This is a genomic window from Skermanella sp. TT6 (assembly GCF_016653635.2).
Lineage (GTDB): Bacteria > Pseudomonadota > Alphaproteobacteria > Azospirillales > Azospirillaceae > Skermanella > Skermanella cutis.
This window is the reverse complement of record NZ_CP067420.1, coordinates 3,897,845-3,918,605: the sequence shown is the minus strand read 5'-3', so window position 1 is coordinate 3,918,605 and position 20,761 is coordinate 3,897,845. Positions and strand designations below refer to the sequence as shown.

Genomic DNA, 20,761 nt, shown 5'->3' with positions numbered 1-20,761 from the left:
TCGGCACGGGTCCCGCCTGATCGTCTAACGGCGCTTTCCACAGCAGCCAGGACGGGCGGGGCACCGGACGCCGGGCTTACGGCCCTACGGGGCCGAAGCCAGCTTCAAGGTTTCTCCTCCACCGCAGGTTCCGTAAGCGCCACCCGGCCGGTGCGCTGCCTGAAAAAAACCTATAAGTGGCAGCACGTTACCCGAAGGCGACGCCGCCTCTCCCAAGTGGGGATCGGCGGAATGCGGTATGTCGCACCCCTACCATAATGGGGGGCGGCACATTCCTCAATCACAGAATTGTCTTGTTGGAATGGTGACAGTGGGCTGCGGCGCAACCGGCGCGGCACGCGGCGGACTTCCGGGCGGCGGCGTCGCGGGATTGAGGCTGTTTGTGATGATCATGCTTGAACACTTTGATTTTCTTAGGGTATATCTATGGCAAAATCGATCGTTAGGGCCCTTTCGGAGACCGACGCTGCGCGCGCTGTTCCTGATCCTCGCCGTCTTCTGGCTTGCCGCGGCGCACGCGGGGCAGGCGGCTGCGCGGCCCGCGGTCGTCGATGCGCGGCTCGGCGTCCATCCGGACAAGACCCGATTCGTGATGGAGGTCACCGACCGGATCGATTTCAGGGTCTTCACTCTGCCCGACCCCTACCGGGTCGTGGTCGATCTGCCCGACCTGGACTGGGACGCCTCCGCCAACCGGGGTGGTGCCGCCGCCGGGCTCGTGCGCGGCTACCGTTACGCCTCCTTCCGGCCGGGCACCCTCCGGCTGGTGCTGGAGGTCGACGGCCCGGTCCGCGTCCGGGAAGCATTCCTCATCCCGCCGAGAGACGGCAGGCAGCCCCGGTTCGTGCTCGATCTCGAGTCGGTCGGACCCGGCACCTTCGCGGCGGAACTGGGCCGGGTCGTCGGAACGAGGGGGAGCGCCGACGGCGCGGCGCCGCCGGCCCCGGCCTACACCGTCCCCCTGAGCACCGCCGCGGCCCGTTCGGTTCCGCGGCTTCCGGACCCGCCGACCGACACGGTCGCCGTCACCATGTCCCCGGCGGCCGCGGCGGTCGTCCCGCCGCAGATGCCGCGGGGCCTCCGGGAAGAGGCGGGTGACTCGCCGGCGACCCTGGCCGCCCTGGGAACCGTGCCCCTGCCGCCCCGCCGGCCAAGCCCACGGACCGACGCGCGGCGGGTCATCGCGCTGGACCCCGGCCATGGCGGCGTGGACCCCGGCGCCATCAGCGTCACCGGGGTCTACGAGAAGGACATCACGCTGGCCATGGCCCGGGTGGTGCGCGACCAGCTCGTCGCCACCGGGCGGTACAGGGTCGTCCTGACCCGGGACAGCGACGTCTTCCTCCGCCTGCGCGACCGCGTGGCACTGGCGCGCGAGGCCGGCGCCGACCTGTTCATTTCCCTGCACGCGGACTCGATCGGCAGCAGCGACATGCGCGGCATGTCGATCTATTCCCTGTCGGACAAGGCGTCCGACCGCGAGGCCGACATGCTGGCGGCCCGCGAGAACAGGGCCGACGCCCTGGGCGGCGTCAACCTGACGGCGGAGAACGACGAGGTCGTGAGCATCCTGATCGACCTGGCCCAGCGCGACACGATGAACCAGTCCCGCCGGCTGGCCAACCTGCTGGTCGAGGAGGTCGGGCGCCATGCCAGGCTGGTGCCGCGCCCCCACCGCTCCGCCGGCTTCGCGGTGCTGACCGCCCCGGACGTGCCTTCGGTGCTGATCGAGCTGGGGTACCTGTCGAGCCCGCTGGACGCGAAACTGCTGGAGCAGGCGGAACACCGGGCCCGGATCGCGCGTTCGATCCAGCGGAGCATCGATGGGTATTTCGCCGCAAGGACCGGCGTAAGCCGGTCTTGACCTCAACATAGCCGCATTCGATCTGCTAGAGTGTGCGCCCGCAGGTTAGATCCTGGCAGGCTGGTCCGTTCGGGCTGCGGCCGGACGGGCCGCGAGGCCTTTTCATCGTTCGTGGAATACTTATGCGTATCTTAGTCGGGATCCTGTCCGCAGTTTTCTTCCTCGTCGTGGTGGCTGCCGGGGGCGTGGTATTCGCAATCCACCATTACAGCCAAGGGCTGCCGGAATACGCCCAGCTGGCCGACTACCAGCCGCCGACCGTGACCCGCGTCCACGCCGGGGACGGGCGCCTGCTGGCCGAGTTCGCGACCGAGCGGCGCGTCTTCATCCCGATCGAGGCGATGCCGAAGCGGGTGATCCGCGGCTTCATCTCCGCCGAGGACCAGAACTTCTACAGCCACCGGGGCGTGGATTTCGGCGCGATCCTGCGGGCGATCGTCACCAACGTGGAGAATGTCGCGAGCGGCCGCCGCATGATCGGCGCCTCCGGCATCACCCAGCAGGTCGCCAAGAACTTCCTGCTGACCAACGAGGTGTCGTTCGAGCGCAAGATCAAGGAGGCGATCCTGGCCTTCCGCATGGAGCAGGCCTTCACGAAGGACCGGATCCTGGAGCTGTACCTGAACGAGATCTTCCTGGGGAACCGCTCCTACGGCGTGGCCGCCGCCGCGCTGAACTATTTCAACAAGCCCCTGGACGAACTGACGATCGCCGAGGCGGCTTATCTCGCGGCCCTGCCCAAGGCGCCGAACAACTATCATCCGGTCCGCCAGCACGACGCGGCCGTGGCGCGTCGCAACTGGGTGATCGGCCGGATGCAGGAGGACGGCGCGATCACCGCGGAGGAGGCCGCCCAGGCCAAGGCCGAACCGCTGGAGGTGCGCCGGCGCGACGAGACCGAGTACGTCATCGCCGACTATTTCGCGGAGGAGGTCCGCCGCCAACTCCTCGCCCGGTTCGGGGAGCAGCAGCTCTACGAGGGCGGCTATTCCGTGCGAACGACCGTCGACCCCCAGCTTCAGGACATCGCGACGCGCAGCCTGCGCGACGGCCTGGTGGCGTATGATCGCCGCCATGGCTGGCGCGGCCCGGTCGGCAAGCTGGAGAGTTTCCAGAACTGGGCGAAGCAGCTTGCCGAGATGCCGATGCCGGCCGGCGGCGAGATCTGGCAGATGGCCGCCGTGCTGGAGGTCGAGGCGGGCGAGGCGCAGATCGGCCTTGCGGACGGCGGACGGGGCCGTATCCCGCTGTCGGAGCTGAAGTGGGCGCGCCGCTGGGTCGAGGGCGAGCGCATGGGTCCCGAGGTCAAGCAGGCCGGCGACGTCCTGGCCCAGGGCGAAGTCATCCTGGTCGAGCCGGTCGCCAAGGACGCGAAGGGCAAGGACCTGCCCGCCGGCACGTACGGGCTCCGGCAGATCCCGGCGGTACAGGGCGGGCTGGTGGCCATGGACCCCCACACCGGCCGCGTGCTGGCCATGAGCGGCGGCTTCAGCTCCCGGATCAGCGTGTTCAACCGGGCCACCCAGGCGCTGCGCCAGCCCGGCTCGTCGTTCAAGCCGTTCGTCTACATGGCGGCTCTGGACAATGGCTTCACGCCGTCGAGCCTCGTGATGGACGCGCCCTTCGCGATCCAGCCGGGTCCGGGACAGGCGCTGTGGCGCCCGCAGAACTATTCCGAGGACTTCCTCGGGCCGACCACGCTCCGGGTCGGCATGGAGAAGTCCCGCAACGTCATGACCGTACGCCTCGCCAACAGCGTCGGCATGGACAGGGTCGCCGACTATGCCGAGCGGTTCGGCGTGGTCGACAAGCTTCCGCCCGTCCTGTCGATGTCGCTCGGGGCCGGCGAGACCACCGTTCTGAAGATGACCACCGCCTATTCCATGATCGTGAACGGCGGCAAGAAAGTGATCCCGGCCTTCATCGACCGCATCCAGGACCATACCGGCAAGGTGGTCTTCAAGCACGACATGCGGCCCTGCCCGAACTGCGGCGGCATCCAGTGGTCGCCCGACCTCGCCGTCCCCGACGTGCCCGACGCGCGGGAGAGCGTGATCGACCCGCGGACGGCCTACCAGATGGTCTCCATCCTCGAAGGCGTCGTCCAGCGCGGCACCGCCAGGATGGTCGCGTCGGTCGGCAAGCCGCTGGCCGGCAAGACCGGCACCACCAACGACGCGCTGGATGCGTGGTTCGTCGGCTTCTCGCCCGATCTGGCGGTCGGCCTCTATATCGGCTTCGACCAGCCCCGGTCGCTCGGTGCGAAGGAGACCGGCGGCTCGGTGTCGGCTCCCGTCTTCAAGGACTTCATGGCCGACGCCCTGAAGGACGAGCCGGCGACGCCGTTCCGCATGCCGCCCGGGATCCGGCTGGTCCGCGTCGACGCCGCGACCGGCCAACTCGCCGAGCCCGGCCAGCGCAACGCGATCTGGGAGGCCTTCAAGCCGGGGACCGAGCCCCGTCCCGGCGATTACATCGTCCTGGACGGCAGCGAGATCGCGTCCGGCTCCGGTCCCGGCGGCGGCGCGTTCCTGCCGCCGGGCAGCGTTCCGCCCCCGGGCCGTTCCCAGGGGCAGGAGCAGGCGCCGGCCTCGACGGGCACGGGCGGGCTCTATTGACCCTTGGCGCGGAAGCTTCAAGGGTCTAAGTAAGCGTCGTTGAACAGAGATCTTGAACAATAGCGACGAGGAGGCCCGCCATGCGAGCCGAGATCGAAGCGGCTGCCGAGGCGATCAGGGAATCGCTGGCGCTGCTGAGGAGGCATCTTTGACTGGGAAAATGCAGTCAGGCGCCTGGACGAACTGAACGCCATCTCCGAGGATCCCAATCTCTGGAACGATGCCGACCGCGCGCAGAAGGTGATGCGCGAGCGGACCCAACTCGACGTCGCGGTCAACGGCTACCGGGCGTTGGAGCGCGAGCTGAACGACAGCATCGAGCTGATCGAGATGGGCGAGGCGGAAGAGGACCAGACCGTCGTCACCGACGCGGAGAACGTCCTGCTGGCGCTCAAGGACAAGGCCGCCAAGCTGGAACTGGAAAGCCTCCTGTCCGGCGAAGCCGATGCCAACGACTGCTTCCTGGAAGTCAACGCCGGCGCCGGCGGGACCGAGGCCCAGGACTGGGCCGAGATGCTCCTGCGCATGTATCTGCGCTGGGCGGAGCAGCACGGCTACAAGACCGAATGGCTGGAAGAGAGTGCCGGCGAAGAAGCGGGCATCAAGTCCGCGACGGTGCAGATCAAGGGCCACAACGCCTATGGCTGGCTGAAGACGGAGGCCGGCGTCCATCGTCTGGTCCGGATCAGCCCCTACGACAGCCAGGCGCGCCGGCATACCAGCTTCGCCAGCGTCGCGGTGAGCCCGGTGATCGACGACAAGATCGACGTCGAGATCCTGGACAAGGACCTGCGCATCGACACCTATCGGGCGTCGGGCGCCGGCGGCCAGCACATCAACAAGACCGACTCGGCGGTCCGGATCACGCACATCCCGACCAACATCGTCGTGCAGTGCCAGCAGGAGCGGTCGCAGCACAAGAACCGCGCCAAGGCCTTCGACATGCTTCGGGCGCGCCTTTACGAGGCGGAACTGAAGAAGCGGGAGGACGCGGCCGCAGCGCTGGAGGCCACCAAGTCGGACATCGGCTGGGGGCACCAGATCCGGTCCTACGTGTTGCAGCCCTACCAGATGGTCAAGGACCTGAGGACCGGCGTGGAGACCAGCCAGAGCGGGTCCGTGCTGGACGGGGACATCGACGAGTTCCTGGCCGCGGCCCTGGCCCAGCGCATCAAGGGACAGGGCGACAGTGAAGCGGCGGACTGAGGGCAGGGTGACCGAAAGAGGTGTGCGGATGAAGGGTGCGGGATGGTGCGTCGGCGCGGCGATGCTGACGCTCTTGGCAGGGGGCTCGGCCTGGGCGGCCTGCCAGCCCGCCCCGACCGGGATGGTCGAGGGCATTCAGCGGGAGCTTGCCGTCAACGGGTTCGACCCGGGGGGCATCGACGGCCGGTTCGGGCCGCGCACAGCGGAGGCGATCCGCCAATACGAGCGGGCGGCCCGGCTGCCGGTGACGGGCTGCGCGAGCCAGGAGTTGCTGGACCATGTCAGCTTCCACCTGCCGAAGGTCTATTCGCGGAACCGGCCCGATACTCCGACGACCGAGGTCGAGGTCCAGGAGGGCCTGACGATGCGGGGCTTCTATGTCGGGGCCGTGGACGGCAGGATCGGCGAACGGACCCGCGCCGCCATCCGCCGATACCAGCAGGAAGCGAACCTGCCGGTCGACGGACAGGTGACGCCGGCACTGGCTCAGCGTCTGCGTGAGGATACGGCCACCCGGGCGCGTTGACGCGGAGGCCGAGGGGCTTTCGATCGGGCCGGCGCTCCCCCGCGGGGGGAGTGCCGGCCCTTTTCGTTTCAGCAGGCGGTTTCGCGGGGAGTCTTCTCGACCTCGAGCCCGAACAGCGGACGCAGCCTCGTCCCGACCACGTTCCCGGCCAGGGCGGCGACCAGCCAGACCCAACCGTGCAGGCTGCCCGACGCGATGCCGCTGAAATAGGCGCCGATGTTGCAGCCATAGGCGAGACGCGCACCGTATCCCAGCATCAGCCCGCCGACGACAGCCGCGGCAAGCGACCGGAGCGGCACCCGCCAGACCGGGGCGAACCGCCCGGCAAGGCCGGCCGCCAGCAGCGCTCCCAGGATGATGCCGAAATTCATCACCGAGGTGATGTCCTGGAAAATGCTGTTCTCCAGCGACGCGGCACGCTCCGGCGCCGAGAAGTAAGGCCAGAAGGCCACGTCGAATCCCAGCGCGTCCAGCGGCTTCGCTCCCCACAGAACGAAGGCGGAGGTGATCCCCCAGGGCCGGCCGGCCAGGGCGAGCGTGGCGAAGTTCAGGACCGCCAGCGCCACGCCGCCCCAGATCAGCGGCCAGGGTCCCTGGACGAAGCGCTGCCAGCCGCGATGGGCGGTCCGGTTGCCCGGGCGCAAGGCGCCGTGGCGCCTCCGTTCGAGGACCACGGTGCCGCCCGCGATCGCCGCGAACACGGCGAGGTTCAGGGCCAGCGCGGGCAGGGCGCCCAGGCTGCCGACCAGCGAGACCGGGCCGATCGAGGGAAGCGCCGACCACCAATGCAGGTGCGCGGCGCCGACGACCGATCCGACGATGAAGAAGACCAGCGTGACGATCATGCGGGTGTTGCCGCCGCCGGCCGTGTAGAGCGTTCCTGAAGCGCACCCGCCGCCGAGCTGCATTCCGACGCCGAACAGGAAGGCGCCGAACACCACCGAGACGCCGACCGGCGCGACCAACCCGGCGACCGGCTGGCCGAAGAGCTCGCCCGCCGCCAGGGCGGGGAAGAACAGGGCGCAGGCCAGGGCGAGCATGACCATCTGTGCCCGGATGCCGGCGCCGCGACGGTCCGAGATGAAGACCCGGAACGAGGAGGTGAAGCCGAACAGGGCATGGTAGAGAGTGAGTCCCAGGGCGCCGCCGACGAGGTACAGGGCCGCCTGCCGGGCCGATACGGCGTCGGTCAGCCAGACCGCTCCTCCGAGGAGCAGCAGGGCGGCCACGGCCACGACGCGCGGATCCGTGGTCCGGTCCGGCGCGGGTATGCCGCTCGGCCTGCCGAGAGTGATGTCTGCCATCGCAATTCACGCTTTCTGAATGGTTTCCACCCATGTGGGCAGGATGATACCGATGTGAATAGGAAGTTAAATGCATATCTGTGGTGTGGAAATGGCCTGCGACCGCCTTGGATTGACCGAACGGACCGGAGGGCGTAATGCTCTGTCCCAGCGGCTGAGAGAAAGGGAGTGACGATGAGCACCGGCATCACGAGGCGCGACGTCCTGCGGCTTTCCGGAGCCTTGTCCGCTTTCGCCGCGGGCTTGGCGGTCGCCGGCCCGGCCGGCGCTTTCCAGTTGCTGCCGGCCGAGGATTATGCCGGCGTGATTGAGGACAGCTGCGGTGCGGCCAACCAGCTCCATCGCGCCATGGTGGCGGAGGTCGAGCGGCAGCTCGGGGTCAGCCTCGACGACACCCAGGCCCGCCGGATGATCGAGGCGATCCAATGCCCCAACTGCGGATGCTCGATCCTGAAGGGGTTCGCCGAAGCCGCTCCGGTCGATGCCCCGTTCTGAACGGATTCATCCTGTCGCAATCGTATCTTTAGTGGCAAAAAGATCCCATACAGGCTAATACTATAGGTGGAAACCGCCGCGTGGAGATACGATGAGCAGCGAAATCCGCACCTTCAAGATCCGTGACGCCGCCATTCACGAAGACGAACTGGCCCTGGCGGAGTTCCTGCGCACCGTCGAAGTCAGCAGGATCGAAACCGCTTTCGCCGACGGTGCCTGGCACATCCTGGTGATGTACGAGGAACTGCGCAAGCGCGAGGAGACGGCCCAGATCCAGAGCGCCATCGTCGCGGCGCTCAATGCCTGGCGTGCCCAGACCGCCACCTCGCTCGACCTGGACCGCGAAGCGATCATGTCCTCGTCCGCGGTCCAGGAGATCGCCCGCTACGCGCCGACGACCGAGATCGAGCTGGGCGTCATCGGCAGCGCGCTCGGCATCGACACCGCCGCCCACGGCGCCGCGATCGTCCATGTGGTCCGCCAGACGCTGGAGGACCTGACCAGCTAGGCCGGCGACCATCCCGGCACTCCCGATTGGCCCCTGACGCCGGGCGGGCGGCACGCTATCCTGCGTCCCCGGTTCGGAGACCGCCCGAAGGGCGGCGTGGAGGGACTATCATGCGCCTGTCGATTTCGATGCTGTGCGTCAGCGCGATGCTGGCCGCGGCTCCCGTCGTGGCCGAACCCGCGGCTCCCCCACAGCGGGAGCCGAGCGGGACGGACCTCGCCAGGGAGGGGCTGAACAAGCTCATGCTCGGGCTTCAACAACTGGTCGAGGAACTGCCGCGCTACGGCCTGCCGGAAATCACCGAGAACGGGGACATCATCATCCGCCGGATCGATCCGGGAAGGGCGAAGGAGGCGCCCCGCATTCCCGCGGATCCCGGGGACCCTGCCGACGGCATCGAACTCTAGAGCGATCTCCGATCAGGTTGAACCGCGTCGGTTCACGCGGCTGCCGTTCCACTCGCCGCACCTACGGCTCGATGCAGGGCGGAGGCGATGCCGGCCGACGATCGTAGGTTGCGCCCATGGCGCAACGCATCGGATCGACCCGATCGGGCACGGCTCTAGGCGGGCCGGGACCGTCCCGGCAGCAGGCTCGGCAGCACCAGGACGATGAACAGGCCGGTGACGACCAGGGCCAAGGCCAGCAGGTCGGCGCCCGCTAGGGGCTCGTCCAGGATCAGCGCGCTGGAGAAGACGCCCACCACCGGAATGGACAGGGTTCCGATCGCCGCGATGTTCGCCGGGAACAGCGCGACGATCCGGAACCATGCCCAGTGGCAATAGATCATCGGGATCAGCGCCGCATAGATCACCCCGAGGGCGCCCGGGGTCGACAGGTCCAGCACGGACGAGGGGCGGCCGACGAGAAGGGCGGCGGCGATCACCGGCAGTCCGCCGATCGCGAGCTGCCAGGCGGCGAGCTGGACCGTCTCCATTCGCCAGGGGATCGCCTTGAGCATCACCGTTCCCGCCGCCCAGGAGACAGCGGCGGCCAACATCATGGCGGCTCCCCACGGGGTTCCCCCTATGCGCCCGAATTCCGGGATCAGCAGGATCGCCAGTGCGGTCAACCCCAGGGCGAGGCCGACCACCCGAAGCGCCGTCATCCGCTCGCGCAGGAAGATGACGCTCAGGATCGATGCCCAGAGCGGCATGGTGAAGGCGATGATGGAGGCCCTCCCGGCCGCCATGAGAGTAAGCCCGAAGGCGGAGAAGACCTGCCAGCAGGTGACGTTGATGAAGGCCGTCAGGATCAGCGGACCGAGATCGCCGCGCGGAATGCGGAGGCTGAGGCCGCGGGCGCGCGCGACCAGCATCAGCCCGCCGGCACCCGCGACGAAGCAGATCGCCCGGAAGGTCCAGGGGTCCATGTCCAGGACGGCCAGCTTCATCGCCGGCCAGTTGGTGCCCCAGAACAGGGCGAGCGACGCCAGCAGGAAGAATCCCTGGCGGGGCAACCGTTCGGATGCCGGGTCGGTCGTAGACAGGGCTGGCTGGGCCAAGGCGATTCCTCGAATCCGGGATAGGTGGTTGGCTCTCCAACATTAACCCGTCACCGGGCGGGATTGCACCGGCTAATCACCCCGTCCGGTCGGGGGAATCCACCTTCAGCATGATGCCGTCGGTGCCGACCACCTTGACCGTGCCGCCGGCCGGCTGATCCTTGCCGGTGACGGTCCACAGGGTATCGCCGACGAAGGCGTGGCCCCTGCCGTTCACGATCGGCCTTTCGAGCACGACCAGCCGGCCGACCAGGGACGCGCCGCGCCGGTTCAGGGTCGGGTCGGCGCTGGTCTCGGGATGGCGGCGCTGGTACTGCCGGAACCCGACCGCCGATCCGATCGACAGGATCGCGAAGGCCAGGAACTGGATCTGCCACGGCAGGTCCGGCAGCGCCAGGAGGGTCAGGCCGACCACCGCCGCGGCGACCGCGAGCCAGATGAAGAAGGTGCCGGGCACGAAGGCTTCGATCGCCGCGAGGACGAGGGCGGTCACCAGCCAGTACCAGGATTGGATTTCCATGGCGCCTCCGGCCGCTCAGGGGTTTGACCAGGGGCCGGCCGGGGGAGGCGGCGGCGATGCCGCCGGGCTTGGCGGCGCCGGCGGGGGCGGGTCGGGCCTGAAGCTGGCCTTGGCCAGTTCGGCGATGCCGCCGATCGTGCCGATCAGGCTGGAAGCTTCGAGCGGCATGAACAGGACCTTCTGGTTCGGTGCGGCGGCGATCCGGGTCAGCGCCTCGACATAGCTCTGGGCGACGAAATAGTTGAGGGACTGGACATTGCCGCCGCCGATCGCGTCGGAGACCACCCGCGTGGCCGTCGCTTCCGCCTCGGCCTCCCGTTCGCGCGCCTCGGCGTCGCGGAAGGCGGCCTCGCGCCGGCCCTCCGCCTGCAGGATCGCCGCCTGCTTTTCTCCCTCCGCCCGCAGGATGGCCGCGGCGCGCTGCCCCTCGGCCTCCAGGATCGAGGCGCGGCGGTCGCGCTCGGCCTTCATCTGGCGGGCCATGCTGTCGACCAGGTCGCGCGGCGGCTGGATGTCGCGGATCTCGATCCGGGTGATCTTCAGTCCCCAGGGAGTGGTCGCCTCGTCCACCACGTGGAGGAGTTGGGTATTGATCTTGTCCCGCTGGGACAGCAGCTCGTCGAGGTCCATCGAGCCCATCACCGTGCGGATGTTGGTCATGGTCAGGTTGAGCACGGCGGTCGGGAGGTTGTTCACCTCGTACGATGCCTTGGCGGCGTCGAGCACCTGGAAGAACACCACGCCGTCGACCTTCACCATGGCGTTGTCGCGCGTGATGACCTCCTGCGAGGGCACGTCCATCACGGTTTCCATCATGCTCTGCCTGGCACCGACCCGGTCGATCACGGGGACGATCAGGTTCAGGCCGGGCGACAGGGTCCTGGTATAGCGGCCGAACCGCTCGACGGTGTATTCCTGCCCTTGCGGCACCGTCTTGACACCCAGCAGCACGGTGACGACCGCGAACGCGACCACCGCGATCACGAACAGCGAAAAGCCGTTCAGAACCAAATCCACAGCTGCACTCCCCCTCGTATCCGTGATCCGCAAAATGCCACAGATCGGGCCGGGGGTGCGAGCCTATCCGCACCGGCGGGTACGGCTAGGTGCCCGGCTTGCCGCCGAGCAGCGCGCCCAGGGGATGCAGCGGCTTGTGGGCGTCGCACAGGATCTTGAAGACGGCCAGGATGGGCACCGCCATCAGCGCGCCGGGAATGCCCCAGAGCCATCCCCAGAACAGGATCGTCAGGAACACCCCGATGGGGTTGAGCGTCAGTCGGCGGCCGACGATCATGGGAGTCACGAAGTTGCCCTCGATCGCGGTCAGGACCAGGAATGCCAGCGGCGGGGCGGCGATCTGGAGCAGGTCGTCGAAGGTCAGGGCGGAGACGACGCCGATGACCACCAGGCTGACGCCGGAGCCGAGATAGGGGATGAAGTTGAGCGTCGTCACCATGACGCCCCACAGCCCCGGGTTGGGCATTCCCAGCACCGTCATGAGGCCGGCGGTCGCCAGCCCCAGGGCGGTGTTGATCAGCGTGACCGTCGCGAGGTAGACCGCGATGTTCTTCTGCACGGTCCCCGCGATCGTCGCATAATGGATGCGGGCCTCCAGGTTGGTCATGGAGCCCATGACCTGCTCCAGCATGCTGCGCCCTCCGGCCAGGAAGAAGAACAGCAGCACCAGCACGATGAAGGCCTGGGCCACCACCACCTGGGTCTGGGTCAGCACCTGTTCGGCCAGGGTCGGTCCCCGGACGATGACGGCCTGGGCCTCGTCGTCGGCGGCCGCCGCCATCTGCTCGATCTGGTGGGAGGCGCGGCGAGCGCTCTCGATCGAGTCGCGCAGGTCGCCCAGCTTGAACTCCATCTCGCGCACCACGACCGGCGCCCGCTGGATCCACGAAGTCGCTGGCTCCGTCAGGCTGATGGCGGCCCCGACCAGCCCCGCGAGCAGCAGGACCACCAGGGCGATGGCGCTCACCACCTCGGGGACGCGCAGGCGCCGCAACGCCTTCACCAGGGGCCGCAGCAGCAGGCTGAGCAGCAGCGCCAGGAAGACCGGCAGCAGGAGGTCGCGCGCGAAGTACAGCGTGTACAGCACCGCGAGGCTGAACAAGCCGATCAGCGCCACCCGCTCGGCGGTGCTCCGGCCTCCTGCCGCCGGGGAATGGTTCGGCATCGGTCCGGTGGCCCGCGGGCGGCCTTCCAGATGGGGGGCGGCGATGTTGCTGGTCATGCAGCGTCAACGCTTGGCCCGGCCGGTTGGTTCGCTCCGCCTGCCGGACGGGCGGGATGCTACTCCGGGTTCTTCGGAATCCGGCGGTCCGCCATATGGCGGTACACCCGAAAGACCAGCGGGACCAGCGACACGATCAGGACGATGCGCACGATGTGGTGGGTCGATACGAAGGCGGCATCGACGCCGAGCGCCAGGGCCACCAGGCTCATCTCGGCCAGCCCGCCCGGCGCGAAGGCCAGCACCAGGGCCGGAAGCGGTATCCCCGTGAGCCAGTGCAGCGCCACGGAGAAGACCATCGTGACGGCCAGCAGCATCAGCGTCAGGCCGGAGGCGATCGCCAGCGTGTGGGCTATCCGGCTGAGCCTGACCCCGGAGAACCGGCTGCCCAGCGCGGCGCCGACGACGATCTGCGCCGCGGCGACCAGCACGCCCGGCGGCTTGCCGGCGGTCAGGCCGGCCAGATGGATCGCGGCGCTCAGCAGCATCGGGCCGACCAGCATGTAGGCCGGCAGGCGGAGCCACTTGCCCAGGAGGGCGCCGACCGCGCAGGACGCCAGCAGCGCCAGGTCGACCGGCGGAACCTCCGTCAGGCCCGGCCCGAGCGGTCCCCGGGCGGCGGGGCTGTAGCCCTCGAAGAACTGGAACCACACCGGCACGACCATGACGACCAGCATGACCCGGGCGCTGTGGGCGACCGAGATGGTGCGGTCGTCGCCGCCCATCGCCCCGCCGACGATCACCATCTCGTTCAGCCCGCCCGGAGTCGCGGTGAAGAAGGAGGTGATCGGGTCGTAGCGGGCGACCCGCCGCAGGAACAGGATGCCGAGCGCGCCGCCGGTCAGGATGTAGAGCGCGAGGCCGGTCAGGCTGAGCACCCAGTCGCCCAGGCGGCCCACGATGTCCGGGTTGAAGGCGCTGCCCAGCATGATGCCCAGGATCATGATCATGGCGGAGCGCAGGCCGCCGGGCACCTGGACCGGCAGGCCGCCCATGGCCGCCGCCGTGCAGAACACCATGGAGCCGATCATCCAGGCCAGCGGCAGGTGGAAGAAGGAGAACAGGGCTCCGCCGGCGGTTCCCAGACCAAGGGTCAGCGCAAGCAGGCCGGGCTTGAGGTTGCGGATCGCGTTCCGCCACCGGTCGGCAGGAGGATGGGTCATCGGCCGGTCAGGAGACGATGCGGCCGAGCCGGACCGCCGTCTGTCCCCGGCGCAGCCGCCGGGACGGCATGATCAGCACGCATTCGTCGTAAGGCGTGCGGATCTCCCGGTCGTCGTCATGCGCTATCAGGGTTCCGGCGCGCTCGATGATCTCCATCCCGACATAGTCCGCCTCGTACAGGAAGTCGCTCCCGGCCATGGTGACCGCCTCGGTGATCTCGATCACCTTCTGGGGCGGCGGCGGGGTGGGCGGCAGATGGGGAGCGGCGAATTCCGGCGTGACGGTTCCCGTCGCGAGCAGGAAACGGAGCGTCACCTCGATCGCCACGTCGGCCGACGATGCCGCCCAGTGCTGCCCGCATTCGGCCAGCAGGGCGGTCTTCCGCGCGGCAGGATCGACGAAGGGGGCGTAGTCGAGCAGGCGGCGTCCGGCGGCATGCCCGGAATCCCTCACCACCCACTCCGGCACGCCGACCGCCTTGGCCAGATCGCGCCCGCGGTCCGTGGCGCCGCACAGCACCAGGGGGGCGGTCGCGTTCTGCATCGAATGCAGGTCCAGCAGCAGGTCCACGGTGTCGTAGAGCGGACGCAAGGTCCGGGCGCGCTCCAGTTCGACGGAGCGGCGCGGACCATCCAGGACGTCTTCCGCCCAGACGCGGTTGAAGTCCTCGTCCACGAAGCGCGAGTTGCCCGGCCGCTTCGGATCGAAGCACTGGTAGGCCGCCGTGTTGGCGAAGCAGAGGGTCAGGGTTCCCCGGACCGGGCGTACGCCCTGGCGGAACAGGAAGTCCAGCGCGACGGGGCCGCAGAGCTCGTTGCCGTGGGTCAGCGCGTTCACCAGGACGTGCGGGCCGCTCCTGCCGCTGTCCAGCGTCGTCACGAAATCGATGCCGGTATTGCCGGCCCGATAAGGCGTGATGTCCGGCGGCGTCAGTTCGATCCGATAGGCGTGAGTCAACGTACTGGTTCCCTCGGGGCCATGGGCGGCGGAGTGCTGCGTCGCGGCTGTCCCATTTCGGCCGGCCGGTCCACTATAGGAGGGGGCGGGACCATGGACAAACCTGTACAGGAGCGAAACCGCGCGAATCAGGCATGCGACGGAAACGCTCCAGCCTCCGGTATGGACCGAAGCCTCGAAGGTTTCCATCGACGGTACGCACGGTACGGGGTATATCGTCGGTGTAACAATTTCGAAACTCCAATCCGGAGCGGCTTCGTGCCGGACGGAGGTCTGATGAGCTTTGTGATCGAAGATGTGCTGGTGCGTGACGATCCGGTCGGGCAGATGGTCCCGCTGGTGCTCGACTCGCCTCACAGCGGCTCCGTTTATCCCCGGGATTTCAATTTCGTCTGCCCGCTGCCGGCCCTCCGGCAGGCGGAGGACACCTATGTGGACGAGCTGGTCTCGGCCGCGCCGGAGGCCGGGGCCACCCTGATCGCCGCCCTCTTCCCGCGGAGCTACATCGACGTCAACCGGGCCATCGACGATATCGAGCCGGAACTGCTCGACGGGCAGTGGCCGGAACCGCTACGCCCCAGCGACAAGAGCAATGCCGGCATGGGGTTGATCCGGCGCCTGTGCAAGCCCGGGATTCCCATGTACGACGGCCGCCTCCCGGTGCCCCACGTGGCCGAAAGGATCGACCGCTATTACCGTCCCTATCACGAGCAGGTCGCCGGCGCGATCGACCGGGCCTATGGCCGCTTCGGCACGGTCTACCACCTGAACTGCCACTCCATGCCGACCTTCGGCCGCGATCCGGCCACCCGGGCGGACTTCGTCCTGGGAGACCGGGACGGCACCACCTGCGAACCGGATTTCACGCGGTACGTCGCCGCTTTCCTGACCAGCCTGGGCTACAGGGTCAGGGTCAACGATCCCTACAAGGGGGTCGAACTGGTGCGGCGCTATTCCGATCCGAAGCGCGGCCTCCACAGCCTGCAGTTCGAGATCCACCGGGGCCTCTACATGAACGAGGAGACGCTGGAAAGGAACGAGGGCTTCGGCCGCCTGCAGTCCCATCTGACCATGCTGATCCGGCATCTCGCTTCCTACGCCGGCGATGCGGTCAAGCTGGACGCCGCCGAGTAGGGCCATCCTCCCGACCACCAATGCACCGTTGCGCGGCGGGCGGAGGGCGGGTTAGACGGGGATCGTTCCGAGACCGTTCCCGACCTCAGTCCATGACTTCGCACCCATGACACTGCCTCCCAGGCTCCGGCCCATGGTCGTGCTGTCCCTGCTGACGGCGCTTTCGCCGTCGGTCGCCGCGGCGCAGTTCTCGTCCGACGACGAGGCGCCGCTACCCACCGTCGAACTCGCCCGCGAAGGGCCGTTCGAGGTGGTTTGCGTCGACGGCCGCAACCAGGAGATCACCAGCATAGGGCCGCTGTTCCGCGTCCTGAGGGACAACGGGCGAGAGGTGCGCTGGCAGTACGAGATGGAGGACGGGCTGACTTTCATCGGCCGCTTCGACGACCTGCTGACCTGCCGCTACGAGGATCGGCGGCGCAGGCGCTGATCCGCCCGGCCGGCGAAACCTCAGGGGGCGAACTGCTCCTTGAGGATACGTTCCTCCAGATTGTGCTCCGGGTCGAACAGCAGGGTCAGGGAGACGTCGCGATCCTCATGGACCTCTACCCGGATCACCTCCCGGACCTCCGTGAAGTCGCCGACCGCGCTGACCGGTCGCTTGGAGCATTCCAGCACGTCGAACACGATGCGCGCCGATTGGGGCAGCAGCGCGCCGCGCCAGCGGCGCGGGCGGAAAGCGCTGATCGGCGTCAGGGCCAGGATGCTCGATCCCAGCGGCAGGATCGGGCCATGCGCGGACAGGTTGTAGGCGGTGCTCCCGGCCGGCGTCGCGACCAGGCAGCCGTCGCAGATCAGTTCCGGCAGCCGGACGACGCCGTCCACGGTGATCCGCAGCTTCGCCGCCTGCCGGGTCTCGCGCAGCAGTGCCACCTCGTTGATGGCGAGGCCCTCGGTCCGTTCGCCGTTCTCCCGGATCGCGACCATGCGCAAGGGGTGGAGCCTCACTTTCTGCGCGCGGGCGACCCGGTCCACCAGGTTCTCCTCGCTGAACTCGTTCAGCAGGAAGCCGACCGAGCCGCGATTCATGCCATAGACCGGAACCGGCCGCTTCAGCGTCCTGTGCAGCGTCTCCAGCAGGAAGCCGTCGCCGCCGAGTGCCACGACCGTATCCGCGTGGTCGAGCGGCGTGTTGCCGTAGCGGTGCGCCAGCCGCACCTGTGCGTTGCGCGCCTCGTTCGTATCGGCGGCGACGAACGCGATCGTCGGATGTCCCTCGGGCATGGCTCTGGACTGCTCTTCCGTCGTCTTGGGATGGACAGGCCAGAGGCCCGATACCGGCATCAACCGCCCGTCACGCTCATGTGTCGCGGCACGGGAGCCGACTTGCCGCGCCGGTCGATGACGAAGTCGTGGCCCTTCGGCTTGCGCGAGATCGCTTCGCGGATGCGGTCCACCAGAAGCGCGTCGTCGTCGCTCATGCGGACGGGACTGCGCAGGTCGGCGGCATCCTCCTGGCCCAGGCACATGTACAGGGTGCCGGTGCAGGTCAGCCGGACCCGGTTGCAGCTTTCGCAGAAATTGTGGGTGAGCGGCGTGATGAAGCCGATCCGGCGTCCGGTCTCGCGCACCTCCACGTAGCGCGCGGGGCCGCCGGTGGTGTAGTCGATCTCGTTCAGGGTCCAGCGCTCGGCTATCCTGGAACGCACCAGGGAGAGCGGCAGATACTGGTCCAGCCGGGCCTCGCCGCCGATGTCGCCCATCGGCATCACCTCGATGAAGGTCAGGTCGAAGCCCTCGTCGCCGCACCAGGCCACCAGCCGGTGGAACTCGTCGTCATTGACGCCCTTCAGGGCGACGCAGTTGATCTTGACGGCAAGCCCGGCCTCGCGGGCGGCCTTGAGGCCGGCCAGCACCTTGTCGAGCTTGCCCCAGCGGGTGATCGCCTCGAACTTGTGGGGGTCGAGGGTGTCGATGCTGACATTGATCCGGCGGACGCCCGCCTCGTAAAGCTCCGCCGCGTAGCGCTCCAGCTGGCTGCCGTTGGTCGTCAGCGTCAGCTCCTTCAGGGCGCCGCTGCCGAGATGCCGGCCCAGCGAGCGTATCAGGTTCATGATGCCCTTGCGGACCAGCGGCTCGCCGCCGGTCAGGCGGAGCTTGGAGACGCCCAGCCCCACGAAGGCGCTGCAGATCCTGTCCAGTTCCTCCAGCGACAGGACCTCCGCCTTCGGCAGGAAGGTCATGTCCTCCGCCATGCAGTAGACGCATCGGAAATCGCATCGGTCCGTGACCGAGACGCGGAGATAGCTGACGGAACGGCCGAACGGGTCGACGATGGGAGAAGACGATGCGGGAGAGCCGTTGGCCGCCGACGGAAACACTGTGCTGCTCATGGTATCCTTTTTCCTCTCCCCCACGCCGCGGCCCGTCTTGCGTGGACGGCAGCCGTCATTGGAAGATCCATCCTAGCAGGTTAGATCATGGATGCCTGCAATTTCACCCTTGGCTGTCCTGCGGTGCTGGCGCATGACATAGGCATGTGGCAAAGCGCTCTCTACGGTCAGATGTAGCGATCCCGGGCAGCTCCGTAAACCGGGGTCCGCCGGTCCACCGCCGATTTGCGGGAGTTTACACTTTCGGGCGCCGCATCGGCCTGGCCGGACGGGCGGCCGGCCGGGACCGGCCAGAGAAAAGGACATAACGGATGAGAAAGTTCCTGATCGGCCTTGCGCTGGTCGCCGTCGTCCTGGTGGCGGTGGTGGTCGCCGTGCCGTTCCTCGTTCCGGTGGAACAGTACAAGGGACGCATAGAGGCCGAGGTCACCCAGCGTACCGGCCGCGAATTCAGGATCCAGGGGCCGATGGCGCTCTCCCTGCTGCCGACGCTCGCCGTCGAGCTGAACGACGTCTCGTTCGCCGGCCCGCCGGGTGCGCGGACTCCGGAGATGGTCCGCCTCGGCCGGCTCGAACTCGAACTGAAGCCCTGGCCGCTGCTGCGGGGGGAGGTCCAGGTCGACACGCTGGTCCTGCGCGAACCGCGGATCGCGCTGGAGATCGATGCCCAGGGGCGCCCCAACTGGGTGCTCGACCAGCCCCGGGCGACGGATCAGCCGGAGCCCGCGCCGGCCGGGCCCGGCGACGGGCAGGAGCAGGCCGCCGGGCTGCCGGACCTCCGGTTCGGCGAGGTGGAGCTGGTGGACGGCCAAGTCAGCTATTTCGATGCCCGGACACAGGCGCTGCACGAGGTCACCGACGTGGACGTCACCCTCATGGCGCCCGACCTCTCCCAGCCGGCCGACCTCAAGGGCCGCCTCGTGTTCCGCGACCGGCCGGTGACGATCGACGCCCGCGTCGACCAGCCGCGTGCCCTCGTCGAGACCGGCGCCTCCAGGCTGACGGCGGCGGTCGCCGGCGACCTGCTGGCGATCCGGTTCGACGGCGCGCTGGAACGGGCGGCCGCGGGACCCGGGGCCACCGGCAGGCTGGACCTGCGTGCGCCGGAACTGCGCCAGCTCGTTACCTGGGCGACCGGGAACGATCCCGGCGACCTGCCTGTCCAGTCGGCGTCGCTGGCCGGCGGGCTGGCGGCGAACGCCGACCGGATCGCGCTCACGGACGGCACCTACAAGGCGGGCGACGTGGAGGCGGCCGGCAATGTCGCGGTCGCCCTCACCGGGCCTCGTCCGAAGATCGACGGCGTGCTGACCGTCGCCCGGCTCAACCTGGACCGGTTTCTGAACCAGCCCGGGCCTGCCGGGGAGCAGGCGCCCGCGCAGCCGGCGCCGGCGGCACCGGCGCCAGCCTCCTCACCCGGCGAGGATTCGGGGTGGAGCACCCGTCCGATCGATTTCAGCGCCCTGCGCACGGTCGATGCCGATCTCAAGATCGCCCTGGCCGGGCTGACCGTCAAAGGGGTCGATGCCGGTGCTTCCGACATGGCGATCACGCTGGATGGCGGCCGGCTCCGAACCGTGCTCGGCGAGACCGCCCTGTTCGACGGAACGGTGTCGGGCCAGGTGAACGCCGATGCTTCCGGTGCGGTGCCGGCCCTGGCGCTCGATCTCCGGATCAACGGGGTCCAGGCGGAGCCGGTGCTGACCCGGTTCGCCGATTTCGACCGGCTGGCCGGCACGGCGCGGGCAGTCGCCTCGCTCCGGACCACCGGGGCCAGCGAGCGGGCCATGGTCGAGGGGCTCGACGGGCAGGGGTCGGTGACCTTCACCGACGGGGCGATCAAGGGCATCAACCTGGCCGCCATGGTCCGCAACGCGGCGGCCGCCTTCCAGGGACAGCCGGTCGGCAACGAACCGCAGCAAACCGACTTCGCCGAACTGGGGGGCAACTTCACCATCCAGAACGGCGTGGTCCGGAACGACGACCTCCGACTGCTGGCGCCGCTGCTCCGCCTGGAAGGCCGAGGCACCGTGGCACTGCCGCCGAAAACGATTGATTACCGGCTGCAGCCCCGGCTGGTCAGCACGATCGAGGGGCAGGGCGGTACCCGCGACGTCACCGGCATCGCGGTGCCGGTCCTGGTGCGCGGCAGCCTGACCGATCCGAGCTTCGCGCCCGATCTCGCCGGCCTCGCGGAGGAGGCGTTGCGCAATCCCGAGGCGATCCGCGAGCAGATCGAAGGGTTGAAGGGCAAGAGGCCGGAGGAGGCGGTCAGGGGCCTGATCGAGGGGCTGACCGGCGGCCAGAACGCCGCTCCCGGCCAGGGATCGAGCAATCCGGCACAGCAGTTGCGGGGCCTGTTCGGCCGCTGACCTCCCTTGCAGCGGCG

At 68.7% G+C, this 20,761-nt stretch carries 19 protein-coding genes; 10 read left to right on the top strand and 9 right to left on the bottom strand.

What is annotated here, in order from left to right:
- Positions 1–592 precede the first annotated feature (592 nt).
- The 4 genes from IGS68_RS36190 to IGS68_RS35615 all read left to right on the top strand — a co-directional run bounded on the left by IGS68_RS36190 (position 593) and on the right by IGS68_RS35615 (position 6,214).
- Positions 593–1,864, top strand: a complete 1,272-nt coding sequence (locus IGS68_RS36190) for an N-acetylmuramoyl-L-alanine amidase (RefSeq protein ID WP_371821914.1) — start codon at positions 593–595, stop codon at positions 1,862–1,864.
- A gap of 122 nt (positions 1,865–1,986) precedes the next feature.
- Positions 1,987–4,482 (top strand): penicillin-binding protein 1A, encoded by a 2,496-nt coding sequence (locus tag IGS68_RS18320; protein WP_201072366.1) that lies wholly within the window; start codon positions 1,987–1,989, stop codon positions 4,480–4,482.
- A gap of 80 nt (positions 4,483–4,562) precedes the next feature.
- Positions 4,563–5,688 (top strand): peptide chain release factor 2 gene (gene prfB, locus IGS68_RS18315; protein ID WP_201072363.1). Its coding sequence is split into 2 segments (ribosomal slippage): positions 4,563–4,631 and positions 4,633–5,688, totalling 1,125 coding nucleotides; the frame shifts between segments, so codons are not numbered across the junction.
- A gap of 28 nt (positions 5,689–5,716) precedes the next feature.
- Entirely contained in the window at positions 5,717–6,214 is a 498-nt protein-coding gene (locus IGS68_RS35615; RefSeq protein WP_247880961.1) for a peptidoglycan-binding domain-containing protein, read from the top strand.
- Between the two features lie 68 nt (positions 6,215–6,282).
- Here IGS68_RS35615 and IGS68_RS18300 read toward each other — a convergent pair whose 3' ends face one another.
- Positions 6,283–7,518, bottom strand: coding sequence for a YeeE/YedE family protein (locus IGS68_RS18300; protein ID WP_201072361.1), 1,236 nt, complete (start codon positions 7,516–7,518; stop codon positions 6,283–6,285).
- A 174-nt stretch (positions 7,519–7,692) separates the two neighbouring features.
- On the opposite strand from IGS68_RS18300, the gene IGS68_RS18295 reads away from it, so the two are divergent.
- The 3 genes from IGS68_RS18295 (at position 7,693) to IGS68_RS18285 (ending at position 8,928) form a co-directional block, all read left to right on the top strand.
- The gene (locus tag IGS68_RS18295; protein WP_201072359.1) at positions 7,693–8,013 is read left to right on the top strand and encodes a hypothetical protein; all 321 of its coding nucleotides are present in this window, start codon (positions 7,693–7,695) and stop codon (positions 8,011–8,013) included.
- A gap of 91 nt (positions 8,014–8,104) precedes the next feature.
- Positions 8,105–8,521, top strand: a complete 417-nt coding sequence (locus tag IGS68_RS18290; protein WP_201072357.1) for an HRDC domain-containing protein — start codon at positions 8,105–8,107, stop codon at positions 8,519–8,521.
- A 110-nt stretch (positions 8,522–8,631) separates the two neighbouring features.
- Positions 8,632–8,928, top strand: coding sequence for a hypothetical protein (locus tag IGS68_RS18285; RefSeq protein ID WP_201072349.1), 297 nt, complete (start codon positions 8,632–8,634; stop codon positions 8,926–8,928).
- A 155-nt stretch (positions 8,929–9,083) separates the two neighbouring features.
- On the opposite strand, the gene IGS68_RS18280 is transcribed toward IGS68_RS18285, so the two are convergent.
- The 6 genes from IGS68_RS18280 to IGS68_RS18255 form a co-directional block, all read right to left on the bottom strand.
- The gene (locus tag IGS68_RS18280; protein ID WP_201072347.1) at positions 9,084–10,025 is read right to left on the bottom strand and encodes a DMT family transporter; all 942 of its coding nucleotides are present in this window, start codon (positions 10,023–10,025) and stop codon (positions 9,084–9,086) included.
- Between the two features lie 76 nt (positions 10,026–10,101).
- Entirely contained in the window at positions 10,102–10,545 is a 444-nt protein-coding gene (locus IGS68_RS18275; protein WP_201072345.1) for an NfeD family protein, read from the bottom strand.
- Positions 10,546–10,560: 15 nt separating this feature from the next.
- Complete coding sequence (locus IGS68_RS18270) at positions 10,561–11,562, bottom strand: SPFH domain-containing protein (protein WP_201072343.1); 1,002 nt, start codon at positions 11,560–11,562, stop codon at positions 10,561–10,563.
- 85 nt (positions 11,563–11,647) lie between these two features.
- Entirely contained in the window at positions 11,648–12,784 is a 1,137-nt protein-coding gene (locus IGS68_RS18265; RefSeq protein WP_247880960.1) for an AI-2E family transporter, read from the bottom strand.
- A gap of 59 nt (positions 12,785–12,843) precedes the next feature.
- Positions 12,844–13,947 carry an AbrB family transcriptional regulator gene (locus IGS68_RS18260; protein WP_201072341.1) on the bottom strand — a complete coding sequence of 368 codons (1,104 nt, stop codon included), beginning with the start codon at positions 13,945–13,947 and terminating at the stop codon, positions 12,844–12,846.
- Positions 13,948–13,954: 7 nt separating this feature from the next.
- A complete protein-coding gene (locus IGS68_RS18255) occupies positions 13,955–14,905 on the bottom strand; it encodes a M14 family metallopeptidase (RefSeq protein WP_247880959.1) in 951 nt (316 codons plus the stop codon).
- Positions 14,906–15,181: 276 nt separating this feature from the next.
- On the opposite strand from IGS68_RS18255, the gene IGS68_RS18250 reads away from it, so the two are divergent.
- The gene (locus IGS68_RS18250) at positions 15,182–16,039 is read left to right on the top strand and encodes an N-formylglutamate amidohydrolase (RefSeq protein WP_201072337.1); all 858 of its coding nucleotides are present in this window, start codon (positions 15,182–15,184) and stop codon (positions 16,037–16,039) included.
- Between the two features lie 106 nt (positions 16,040–16,145).
- Positions 16,146–16,469, top strand: coding sequence for a hypothetical protein (locus IGS68_RS18245; protein ID WP_201072329.1), 324 nt, complete (start codon positions 16,146–16,148; stop codon positions 16,467–16,469).
- 20 nt (positions 16,470–16,489) lie between these two features.
- Here the strand turns inward: IGS68_RS18245 and IGS68_RS18240 are convergent, their stop codons facing one another.
- Positions 16,490–17,263: an NAD kinase gene (locus tag IGS68_RS18240; protein WP_201072327.1), complete on the bottom strand. Its 774-nt coding sequence runs from the start codon at positions 17,261–17,263 to the stop codon at positions 16,490–16,492.
- 59 nt (positions 17,264–17,322) lie between these two features.
- Positions 17,323–18,372, bottom strand: coding sequence for a GTP 3',8-cyclase MoaA (gene moaA / locus IGS68_RS18235; protein ID WP_201072325.1), 1,050 nt, complete (start codon positions 18,370–18,372; stop codon positions 17,323–17,325).
- 311 nt (positions 18,373–18,683) lie between these two features.
- Here moaA and IGS68_RS18230 point away from each other — a divergent pair, with 311 nt between their 5' ends.
- Positions 18,684–20,744 (top strand): AsmA family protein, encoded by a 2,061-nt coding sequence (locus tag IGS68_RS18230; protein WP_201072323.1) that lies wholly within the window; start codon positions 18,684–18,686, stop codon positions 20,742–20,744.
- Positions 20,745–20,761: the final 17 nt, after the last annotated feature.

Excerpts from the sequence above, each read along its gene's own strand:
- IGS68_RS18300 (WP_201072361.1), bottom strand. The coding sequence starts at position 7,518 with ATGGCAGACATCACTCTCGGCAGGCCGAGCGGCATACCCGCGCCGGAC.
- IGS68_RS18230 (WP_201072323.1), top strand. The coding sequence starts at position 18,684 with ATGAGAAAGTTCCTGATCGGCCTTGCGCTGGTCGCCGTCGTCCTGGTG.
- IGS68_RS18285 (WP_201072349.1), top strand. The coding sequence starts at position 8,632 with ATGCGCCTGTCGATTTCGATGCTGTGCGTCAGCGCGATGCTGGCCGCG.
- IGS68_RS18295 (WP_201072359.1), top strand. The coding sequence starts at position 7,693 with ATGAGCACCGGCATCACGAGGCGCGACGTCCTGCGGCTTTCCGGAGCC.
- moaA (WP_201072325.1), bottom strand. The coding sequence starts at position 18,372 with ATGAGCAGCACAGTGTTTCCGTCGGCGGCCAACGGCTCTCCCGCATCG.
- IGS68_RS35615 (WP_247880961.1), top strand. The coding sequence starts at position 5,717 with ATGAAGGGTGCGGGATGGTGCGTCGGCGCGGCGATGCTGACGCTCTTG.
- IGS68_RS18320 (WP_201072366.1), top strand. The coding sequence starts at position 1,987 with ATGCGTATCTTAGTCGGGATCCTGTCCGCAGTTTTCTTCCTCGTCGTG.
- IGS68_RS18275 (WP_201072345.1), bottom strand. The coding sequence starts at position 10,545 with ATGGAAATCCAATCCTGGTACTGGCTGGTGACCGCCCTCGTCCTCGCG.
- IGS68_RS18260 (WP_201072341.1), bottom strand. The coding sequence starts at position 13,947 with ATGACCCATCCTCCTGCCGACCGGTGGCGGAACGCGATCCGCAACCTC.
- IGS68_RS18250 (WP_201072337.1), top strand. The coding sequence starts at position 15,182 with ATGAGCTTTGTGATCGAAGATGTGCTGGTGCGTGACGATCCGGTCGGG.
- IGS68_RS18265 (WP_247880960.1), bottom strand. The coding sequence starts at position 12,784 with ATGACCAGCAACATCGCCGCCCCCCATCTGGAAGGCCGCCCGCGGGCC.
- IGS68_RS18245 (WP_201072329.1), top strand. The coding sequence starts at position 16,146 with ATGACACTGCCTCCCAGGCTCCGGCCCATGGTCGTGCTGTCCCTGCTG.
- IGS68_RS18290 (WP_201072357.1), top strand. The coding sequence starts at position 8,105 with ATGAGCAGCGAAATCCGCACCTTCAAGATCCGTGACGCCGCCATTCAC.
- IGS68_RS18240 (WP_201072327.1), bottom strand. The coding sequence starts at position 17,263 with ATGCCCGAGGGACATCCGACGATCGCGTTCGTCGCCGCCGATACGAAC.
- IGS68_RS36190 (WP_371821914.1), top strand. The coding sequence starts at position 593 with ATGGAGGTCACCGACCGGATCGATTTCAGGGTCTTCACTCTGCCCGAC.